Source organism: Psychrosphaera sp. (assembly GCF_982872775.1).
Genome location: NZ_CEYNSH010000010.1, coordinates 13,681 through 20,943, shown reverse-complemented (window position 1 = coordinate 20,943; position 7,263 = coordinate 13,681). Strand labels below are relative to the sequence as shown.

Sequence of the window (7,263 nt, the reverse complement as noted above, 5' to 3'; positions counted from 1 at the left end):
CTGAAGCTTTTTCTTTTAATGCTTGGTTATTTCAAGCTTCAAGTCACTCATACTCTCGAGTATTCGTTGTGCATTTCTAACCTGATTATATTACTCGCTTGACTACTGTTTAAACATACAGTATAAATTCGGTATTAAATAAAATTTGTATCCACACTACGCTTATATCACTAGGAGAAAGCTATGGCGGTTGAAACTCGTTATGTCGTTATTCGTACCGACAAAAGCAATAAGGAACAAGAAGTTATGACCTTTACTGACAAACGTGCGGCAGACGAATACGACAAAATGTTGGACATGGCAGACGGTATGTTCGAGTTGTTACAGCACGAAGATCTTAAAGGCCAGCTTGAAATCAATGATCAACAATGTGAAGCGCTAAGTATTTTCTTAGCCAAACAACGTGAAGATGTTTTGATTGCCCTGCAAGCCAAGAAAAAGCCAACGGCAAAAGCCGCGACTAAAAAGAAAAAAGCCGATGAAGCTCAGCCTGATCTTGATTTAAGCTCTGGCGAAACAGCAAAAAAGACCAAGAGTGAGGCTGAGTCCGTTTCTCGCTCTGAAGATACAGAGGACAATTTAGTCGACTTTGTTATCGAAAAAGACGATGCTGCTTGAGTTATAACAAAAAATCCTTATAACGTACCTGATATAAATGATCCGTGGTTTGAATACATCCCAATTACACAAACCACGGGAGATTGTCTGTTATAGGAGAAGTAATTTGAATAAAAGCGTCATCACAAACCTGATTGCACTGGGCATCACCGCGCTTGGGTATGGCTTGTCTATCGATTGGTTGTTTTATATTGGTATTTTCGCTTTATCAGGTGCTGTTACCAACTGGATTGCCGTTCATATGCTTTTTGAAAAAGTACCCGGCTTATATGGCTCTGGTATTGTTCAGTTAAAGTTTGCAGAGTTTAAAGCAGCAATTAAAAGTTTAATCATGGAGCAATTTTTCACTCAGGAAAACCTCGATCGATTTTTGACAGAACAATCGGGTGAGTCTCATCATTTCGATTTAGAACCGCTCATTCAAGAAACTGACATGTCGCCGGCGTTTGACTCTTTAGTTACCACTATTCAACAAAGTTCATTTGGTGGAATGCTTAATATGTTCGGCGGTACTGACGCCCTGATGCCTCTCAAAGAGCCGTTCGTAGACAACCTAAAATCATCGGTAATTGAAATAACTCAGTCTGATGACTTTGCCGACAAGCTGAAAGCTCAATTAGGCTCTGGTAGTGCAATGACTGACGTTCGTCAAAAGGTTGAATCGATTGTCCAACAACGTCTTGATGAGCTTACACCGCAAATGGTGAAGACGTTAGTTCAAGAAATGATTAAGTCGCATCTAGGTTGGTTAGTCGTTTGGGGTGGTGTTTTTGGCGGCTCCATCGGCTTTGTTATGCACTTACTTGCCCTGTAAATAACCTTGTATCACACAACTTAGCCTCGACTTATTTCGCAGACTAAGCACGTCGGGCTACACAATCCGAACTAAACAAAAAAGGTGAACTCAAACGGTTCACCTTTTTGCTTTGTATCGATAGTTCGAGACTATTTCAGTGCGTAGACACTGTCAGATAGCACAAATCTAAAGTGCAGTTAAGCCACCAGCTTTTCCATACGCTTAATCATCTTAATATCTAAGTCACTGATACCATCAACGTCGTGGGTAACTAAATCAACTGTGACTTTATTCCATACATTCGACCACTCTGGATGATGTATTAGCTTTTCGGCGTGGATTGCGACTTGAGTCATAAAGCCAAACGCTTGAATGAAGTTTTTGAAAACAAACTCTTTGTGTAGCTTACCATCAATAACTTGCCACGGCGTACCATCGCCCAAGTTAGAGTTAATTTCGCTTAGTGCTTGAGTTAATTCTTCTTGGCTTAATTTTGTTGCAGACATTGCCTCTCCCCGTATTAGTATTTAATTATATGATCATTGCCATTTTATTGATTTTATACAGCAAAGCCTTTGGCTTTGACCACTTTTAAGTTATGAATCTAACGTTATTTTAGGTGCTCTTGCATACGAGTCAAAAGGTCACCCTCAATTGGAACTGCACGACCCGTCTTTTGGTCCATCACGACAAATGTAATATCCGCGTCGACAACCACTTTATCCGTACCTTCTTTAGTAATGACCTGATGGAATACCGCACTCTTATTACCAATGTGTGATAATTCTGTCGTTAATTTTAACGTATCACCCATCAAGGCACTCGCTCGGTAGTTAATGTTGATATTAACAATCGCCCATGCATACCCCAGTGAAGTGAAATACTCAATGTCCCCACTTTCTTCTAAATACTGCCAGCGAGCTTCTTCCAAAAACTCCAAGTAACGTGCGTTATTAACGTGTTGATATACATCTAAGTGAAAACCGCGTACTTTTATCAAACTCGTTTTGTCCATTTTCTTTCCTATTGATTAGCAGTGTTGTGTTGAATCATTCTATTGAATTGCTCTATTACGTTTTATTTACGCATTGAAATAGCGCTTCGTAATCGAGATTTATTTACGACGTCGGCGCTTTTTCTTTTTACCGTCTTCTTGTTCTTTTTTGGCCGCTCGCTCTGCTTCTTTCTCGGCGATGATAACTTTAGCTTGCTCTGCCAATTCAACAGTCTCTAAAGTGATTCGGCCCATTGTGCCCGAGCGAAACTCATTCAAGATGATTTCTGACACCTTATACAAATCAGCAATGCCACCTTTTCGGATACAGCTGCGGTTACGGGCAATTGCATCCATGACATCGATTGGCTGAGCTGGCATTTCATCAAATTGATAACGAGACATTAGAAGCTCAGGGTAATATTCCATGATGTATTCGATGGCGTAATAAGCAATGTCTTCTTTTTCAGTTACCGTATCTTTGATACCGCCAGTGATTGCGAGGCGATAACCACAATCTTCTGGCTCTAATTTTGGCCACAAGAACCCCGGCGTGTCGTGCAATACCACATTATTATCAAGTCGAATTCGTTGCTGTGCTTTTGTTACACCCGCCTCGTTACCTGTTTTGGCTATGATACGGTCGGCCAAGATGTTTATGGTGGTCGACTTACCTACATTCGGGATACCACAGATCAGCGCACGAAGTAGCTTGTCTTGCCCAACTCTATGCGGAACTAATTCCTGAATTCGTGGAATGAGCTCTTTAATTTGCTTAGGTTCGTGTTGAGTAACCGCAATAGCATCAATACCGCGCTGCGATTTAAAATGTGTAAGCCACTCTTCCGTTTGCTCCGGGTCCGCCAAGTCAGACTTGTTTAATACCTTTAATACTGGTGTGTCACCACGAAGGGCTGGCACTAGTGGGTTTTCACTTGAAAACGGAATACGCGCATCCAAAATTTCGATGATTACGTCGACTTGCGGCATGATTTCCGCAATTTCTTTTCTGGCCTTATGCATATGACCAGGGAACCAATTGATCGCCACTGTGGGACTCCAAGGTTATTTTTAATGCGCGTATTCTACCTGTTTGTTGTTTAGGGTTAAACGTCTATTTATTTGACGCATTTTATTGAATTTAAGCCACCTCATACCCACAATTGTCTTATTCGTTTTGAATAAACAAAAAGGACAATTATGAAAACTGCAGTGATAACAGGTGCAAATCGCGGTATCGGCTTAGCAATGGCTCAACAACTTGCCGCAAAGGGCTGGGATATAATTGGCGTTTGTCGCTCTGACTCAGAAGAGCTAGAAGAAATCGCCGGCATGGTCATCAGTGGAATTGACGTCACCGACCCTGAACAACTGCAACAAGTTAAAACTATCTTGGGCGATACTAAAGTTGACCTGTTGATCAATAATGCAGGTCTGTTGCAAGACGAGCAGTTAGGTAACATTGATTACGACTCAATTCGCCAGCAATTCGAGATAAATACCTTAGCGCCATTAATGGTGACAGAAACCCTACTCGATAACCTGACTTCCGGCAGCAAGGTTGCTCATATTACCAGTCGCATGGGGTCTATTGAAGACAACGGTTCTGGCGGCCGCTATGGTTACCGAGCCTCTAAAGCCGCGCTTAATGCTATTGGTAAATCTCTGGCTTTGGACTTAAAAGATCAAGGCATCGCCGTTGCGCTTCTTCATCCAGGATACGTTCAAACTCGTATGGTTAATTTTGGTGGTCACATCACCCCAGATGAAGCGGCTGAAGGTTTATTACAACGCATCGACGAGTTAAATCTTGATAACACAGGTGGCTTTTGGCATAGCAATGGCGAACGACTACCTTGGTAAATTAGACTAATGTAAGTCTTTTTATCGCAGAGTAATTGAGCAATTAGGCGCTTCGATTAAGATAAAAGAGGTGAAGCGCACAAATTTTAGGTAGAATTTGGCCATAACAATTTATATTTTTTTATTCAAATTATTAGGAAAAACTCATGGTTTTACTTACGACTAATTTTGGCGAGATCAAAATTGAACTATTTACTGAAGAAGCGCCAGTAACTACTGAGAACTTCTTAAACTACGTTGAATCTGGTTTTTATGACGGTACTATCTTCCACCGTGTTATCCCTGGCTTCATGGTTCAAGGCGGCGGTATGGCTCCGGGAATGGAAGAAAAAGACGGTAATGCACCAATCAAAAACGAAGCAAACAATGGTGTTAAAAACGAGCGTGGTACTTTGGCAATGGCTCGTACTATGGACCCACACTCGGCAAGTTCACAATTCTTCATCAACAGCGTAGACAATGGCTTCCTTAACTTTACTAGCGAAAGCACACAAGGCTGGGGCTATTGTGTATTTGGTAAAGTTGTTGAAGGTATGGACGTGGTAGACAAGATTTCAGAAGTGAAAACTGGTCGTTACGGTATGCACCAAGACGTTCCAAAAGAAGACGTGATCATTGAAAAAGCAGAAATCGTTGAGTAATCATTGATTAATAGTAACGAGCTGTTTTTCACGCTTTAACAAAGAGAAGATTTTCATGTCGTCAACACTGGTCATTGCTGATTTGCATTTATGTGAATCTCGCCCAGATATTACTCAATGTTTTTTAACGTTTTTGAAGGACAACGAGAACAAGCACGATGCGCTTTATATTCTAGGTGATTTGTTTGAAGCCTGGATTGGTGATGACGACATCAATGAATTTACTTCCTTGATTGCTGAAGGTATCCACTCCTTCAGCCAATCAACTCCTGTTTATTTTTGCCAAGGCAACCGCGACTTTTTACTAGGTAAAGCCTACTGCAAACGAGCTGGTATGACTCTCCTACCCGAGCTCACACAACTAAACCTTTATGGACACTCTGTCGTGATGATGCACGGCGATCAGCTGTGTCTTGACGACATCGACTACCAAAAATTCCGCAAAAAGAGTCGTTCTTGGTGGTGGAAAGGTTTTATGTTGATGTTGCCTCTGAAAAAACGTCGTCAAATTGCTGCGAATATTCGTCTCAAAAGCAAAGAAAGCCAAATGCAAAAATCCGATGACATTATGGATGTGGCACAAAGAGAAGTAGAGCGAGTGATAGCTGAAACAGGATGCGATTGGCTAGTACACGGGCACACGCACAGACCTAATATTCATACGTTAGCCAATCAAACTTTACGCTTGGTGGTGGGCGACTGGTATGAACTAGGCTCAGTATTAGAGCTTAGAGCGTCTGGACCTAAGCTTATCCAATTGCCATTTGAAACAAAAATTTAAGACTACGTATAACCGTATTACACAATTACTACGTCTTAAACTTCTCTAACATTGATTCTAGTTTTGCGACAAATTTACCCAGTTTATCCGTTGCTTCAACTGACGCTTTCACGTTTTCATCGGTGACGGTGGATATTTTACTTATTGAAGATAAGTTAGACTCAATTCTTTGTGCTAATCCTTGCTGTCGCTCGGTTGCTCGCTCAGTTTCTACGTTTTGTTCACTGATCTGCTCTACAGAAACACTTATATGGTCAAGGGCCTCTTCAAGTTTTGCTGACTCTTCAATCGTTCTTGTTGCTTGCTCATCCGACCGAGTCATGGCCTGTACCGCATTTTGAACACCATCTTGTAAAGTCAAAATCGTACTTTGAATTTCCGAGGTTGAGTCATGGGTACGTTTAGCAAGTCCTCTCACTTCATCAGCAACGACCGCAAAGCCACGCCCCTGCTCTCCCGCTCTGGCAGCCTCAATTGCCGCGTTCAATGCTAAAAGGTTAGTTTGCTCGGCAATACCTTTAATCACATCAAGAACTTGGTTAATACTGTCGCTTTGTTGTGAAAGTTGATTGATGACTTCTACTGAGTGTTTTATTTCTCGACCTAGCTCATCGGTTGCATTTCGCGCATCTGCTAATGTCTTACGACCTCGCTGGGTCTGCTCTGTCGCGCTCGTTAAGGACTTAACAACAATGTTCGTATTCTCTGATACCACAGACACCGCATCTAGGAGCTCTTCTATTGCTTGAGTAATCTCTTGGGTATCATGTAGTTGAGACTCTACCGCTTCACCAGTTTGATGAGATAACTGTTCGACAGTTTGACTTTGCTTAGTTACACCGGCAGACGCTGATTGCACAGCTTCAACTAAATTATGTACGTTAACCGCCATTTGGTTAAATGCGCTGATCGCTTCTGACAATTCATCTTTTGTGAGCATTTTGGCACTCACTGTCGTATCTCCGTCAGCTAAACTCTTGGCGACTTTGGTCAAACTTCGAGTTGTAATAGAAATAGACAAGCTCATTCCAATAAACAAATAAATAACGAGTAACAAAGACGTTGTTACTAGGGCGATAAGAATGTAGAAGTTTCGAGTATTCTCAAAAATACGCTTTTCTAATCGAGATTCAAATTCATCAAACAAAGCCGATTTGCTGCGATAAAACATCGCTAGTTCTGCATTTAGGTGTTCGTTTAATTGTGCTTTGGTCAATACGATATCTTCCGCAATCAAAAACTGCTCTTCGATATACATCAGTGCGTTGTCTACGATGAGAGATAATTGTTCAACATCAGCTGCGACAACTGACTGAAGACGCTGATCTTGACCATTGACCACATTGCGCAATTCGTTAATGGTCGCCATCTCAGCGGCTAATTCATCGGAAACGATGCTCAAACTATCAAACGTACCAGAGGACACTTGAGGCTCTCCCACTGCGTACATAGATAAACCGTAACCATTTAGCAATAACTTGAGTGTCGGTAAGCGTTTTTCGATCAATAGTCTCGATAACAAAACGGTGTCAATGTCAGGGTCATTAGTCAGCCCCTTCATATTAGCGAT

At 41.6% G+C, this 7,263-nt stretch carries 9 protein-coding genes; 5 read left to right on the top strand and 4 right to left on the bottom strand.

What is annotated here, in order from left to right:
• Positions 1-183: 183 nt before the first annotated feature.
• A complete protein-coding gene (locus AC4E96_RS04640; protein WP_488031829.1) occupies positions 184-618 on the top strand; it encodes a YebG family protein in 435 nt (144 codons plus the stop codon).
• A gap of 106 nt (positions 619-724) precedes the next feature.
• Positions 725-1,432 (top strand): DUF445 domain-containing protein, encoded by a 708-nt coding sequence (locus tag AC4E96_RS04635; protein ID WP_488031830.1) that lies wholly within the window; start codon positions 725-727, stop codon positions 1,430-1,432.
• 179 nt (positions 1,433-1,611) lie between these two features.
• Here AC4E96_RS04635 and AC4E96_RS04630 read toward each other — a convergent pair whose 3' ends face one another.
• The 3 genes from AC4E96_RS04630 to ylqF form a co-directional block, all read right to left on the bottom strand.
• The gene (locus tag AC4E96_RS04630) at positions 1,612-1,920 is read right to left on the bottom strand and encodes a 4a-hydroxytetrahydrobiopterin dehydratase (protein WP_488031831.1); all 309 of its coding nucleotides are present in this window, start codon (positions 1,918-1,920) and stop codon (positions 1,612-1,614) included.
• Between the two features lie 104 nt (positions 1,921-2,024).
• Positions 2,025-2,429 carry an acyl-CoA thioesterase gene (locus AC4E96_RS04625; protein ID WP_488031832.1) on the bottom strand — a complete coding sequence of 135 codons (405 nt, stop codon included), beginning with the start codon at positions 2,427-2,429 and terminating at the stop codon, positions 2,025-2,027.
• A gap of 99 nt (positions 2,430-2,528) precedes the next feature.
• A complete protein-coding gene (ylqF, locus tag AC4E96_RS04620) occupies positions 2,529-3,458 on the bottom strand; it encodes a ribosome biogenesis GTPase YlqF (RefSeq protein ID WP_488031833.1) in 930 nt (309 codons plus the stop codon).
• Between the two features lie 150 nt (positions 3,459-3,608).
• On the opposite strand from ylqF, the gene AC4E96_RS04615 reads away from it, so the two are divergent.
• The 3 genes from AC4E96_RS04615 to AC4E96_RS04605 all read left to right on the top strand — a co-directional run bounded on the left by AC4E96_RS04615 (position 3,609) and on the right by AC4E96_RS04605 (position 5,693).
• The gene (locus tag AC4E96_RS04615) at positions 3,609-4,271 is read left to right on the top strand and encodes an SDR family oxidoreductase (RefSeq protein WP_488031834.1); all 663 of its coding nucleotides are present in this window, start codon (positions 3,609-3,611) and stop codon (positions 4,269-4,271) included.
• 146 nt (positions 4,272-4,417) lie between these two features.
• A complete protein-coding gene (locus tag AC4E96_RS04610; RefSeq protein WP_488031835.1) occupies positions 4,418-4,912 on the top strand; it encodes a peptidylprolyl isomerase in 495 nt (164 codons plus the stop codon).
• 55 nt (positions 4,913-4,967) lie between these two features.
• Positions 4,968-5,693, top strand: a complete 726-nt coding sequence (locus AC4E96_RS04605; RefSeq protein WP_490255026.1) for a UDP-2,3-diacylglucosamine diphosphatase — start codon at positions 4,968-4,970, stop codon at positions 5,691-5,693.
• Between the two features lie 28 nt (positions 5,694-5,721).
• On the opposite strand, the gene AC4E96_RS04600 is transcribed toward AC4E96_RS04605, so the two are convergent.
• Positions 5,722-7,263: methyl-accepting chemotaxis protein (locus AC4E96_RS04600; protein WP_490255025.1), on the bottom strand; the 1,542-nt coding region annotated here is incomplete at its 5' end.